Source organism: Carnobacterium sp. 1290_CSPC, from assembly GCF_001053265.1.
Classification (GTDB): domain Bacteria; phylum Bacillota; class Bacilli; order Lactobacillales; family Aerococcaceae; genus Aerococcus; species Aerococcus urinaeequi.
This window is the reverse complement of the sequence record NZ_JVVG01000050.1, coordinates 1-2,032: the sequence shown is the minus strand read 5'-3', so window position 1 is coordinate 2,032 and position 2,032 is coordinate 1. Positions and strand designations below refer to the sequence as shown.

At 39.4% G+C, this 2,032-nt stretch carries 2 protein-coding genes; both read right to left on the bottom strand.

Annotation, left to right across the window (positions count from 1 at the left end):
* Positions 1–366: 366 nt before the first annotated feature.
* Positions 367–1,080 carry a TatD family hydrolase gene (locus AC973_RS03990; protein ID WP_065419859.1) on the bottom strand — a complete coding sequence of 238 codons (714 nt, stop codon included), beginning with the start codon at positions 1,078–1,080 and terminating at the stop codon, positions 367–369.
* Positions 1,077–1,640 (bottom strand): energy-coupled thiamine transporter ThiT, encoded by a 564-nt coding sequence (gene thiT / locus AC973_RS03985; protein WP_048727589.1) that lies wholly within the window; start codon positions 1,638–1,640, stop codon positions 1,077–1,079. The genes AC973_RS03990 and thiT overlap by 4 nt, the downstream gene beginning before the upstream one ends.
* Between the last annotated feature and the right edge of the window lie 392 nt (positions 1,641–2,032).

Below are 2,032 nucleotides of genomic sequence, written 5' to 3'. Positions count from 1 at the left end.
ATTGCTTTCCTTTAAAATGATTCATCGTCATTCCTCCTGCTATCTTTTTCTATTATTCTATCTTATTTGACAGTAGATTTAAAACTTTGCAACAGAACCACACCAAAAGCCACCAGCTCTCATTGAAATGCTAATGAGTACTGGTGACTTTTTTAGTGTTTTTTAATCTTAATTAGACCTTTATTCGATTACATGAATTCTTCACAGAATTTCCTTCCACAAAAAGCAATTAGCTTCTTACCTCGACATAACTCCAAAAATTTCAGCCGAAGCTCGACTAAATTGATACGCTCCGACGCTGTTAAACAGCCTAAGCTAAATGTGATTGAAATATCGGATGTGGACAAATTCGAAGAGTAAAGGTATTTATTTGAGTTGTTCCATCAATAAATGCCCACCCACTTTCAACTCAGTCAATGAACAACTTTTCAATTGAGCCACATAGGCTTGAATTCGTAAGATTTCATCAGGCCAAGAAGGCGTACCATTGACCCACTCTAGGGCAGTAGGGCCATCGGTTTCAAATAATAACTGCTGTGTTGGAATAAGATTAATCAGCTGATCGGTTAAGGTTGAATGCCCTGCATCGACAGAAATCGTAAAGAAACAGCCTAGCTCCAAATAATCAGTCACCAAGTCCAAAGGCCCACTATACCAGTGGATAATTTGACCATGTAATTGGTGCTTTTGTAGCAAGGAAAGTACTTCTTTTTCAGCTCCTTTTGTGTGGATATTGCAAATTTTTTGGAGTTTTTTTGCCTCCGATAGAAAGTATTCAAAAACTTCCAATTGACGCGGGTAAGCCGTTGTATCTTCTGCCCAGTGGAAGTCTAAACCAATTTCACCGATGAAATCACAATCCTGAATGTAAGGTTCGATATTGTCTAAAGATGTAGTTGGCGTCACCTTCCAAGGATGAATTCCGAATCCCTTTAAGATAAGTGGATGGTCTGGAATGGATTGATAGTCAGACACAGACTCACTAACCGCTAAAGTTGTCATGTTTAAGACTTCAAAGTCCGCCAATGCCTTCTCCAGCGATGGATAATGACTGAGGTGATCATGGGCATTTATTATCATGCCAATTCACCGACAAATAAATGCCGAGCTTGCCGGTACAGAAGCAATAAAGCTAGACCAGCAATTACTGTTGTGACAATGACAGATCCTCCATTAAATACAAAGGAATAAAAGCCAACAGACCAACCTTCTGGAGCAAACCGGCCCCAATAATAAACCCCAGTAATAAAGTGCCAGAAGTAACGAGCTAGAGTCCCGATAAAAGTACTCAAAAAGATATAATAAGTTGCTTTCTTCCAATTTCCCGAAGCGGTTGCCTGTTGAAGTACCGGAGCCACGATTCCTGCTAGCCCATTAAAAGCAAAAGCTACTGGATAATCTAGCACCACCTGTATGGGGTGGATAATTGAAGCTCCGCCTAGAATAATCGTCAGTAGGCCCCATAAAAGCCCAGTAAATATCCCTGCTTTCCACCCTCGACGTAAACAAAACAACGTAATGGGAATCGAGCCCAGAGCGATATCGAAGCCTGTTCCTTCGATAGGAAACAGTGAGATAATAAAGGCCAAAGTCGCAATCAACCCGGCCTCTATATAAACGGTTAATGAATTTTTTTGCATAAAAATACCCCCTTTGATACACAAAGGAGGCTTAAGTCTTCTTAAGTCTGCAATCCCTCCGCACGTACTAATGTGATCAGGTAATAAGAGTCCCGGCATACATCCAGTCTCAGTCACTCTAGTGACTCCCCTTTGCTTAGATGATATCATAGCTCATAAAAGAAACGTTGTCAACCTCGATGTTTTATAGCCCTTCCTACAGATGATACATCTAAAGATTGTGGCGTTTTCTATGGATAAATTAGTAAGATCCTTTTCTTTTATGATGAGATATTTAATTTGATGGATGATATGAATTTAAATGATGCCTACTTCTGGATAATTTATAAATCGGTTCTGTTGCAAAGTTTTAAATAAAGAATAAAATCCCTTACGGTATCTATGATTTAAGC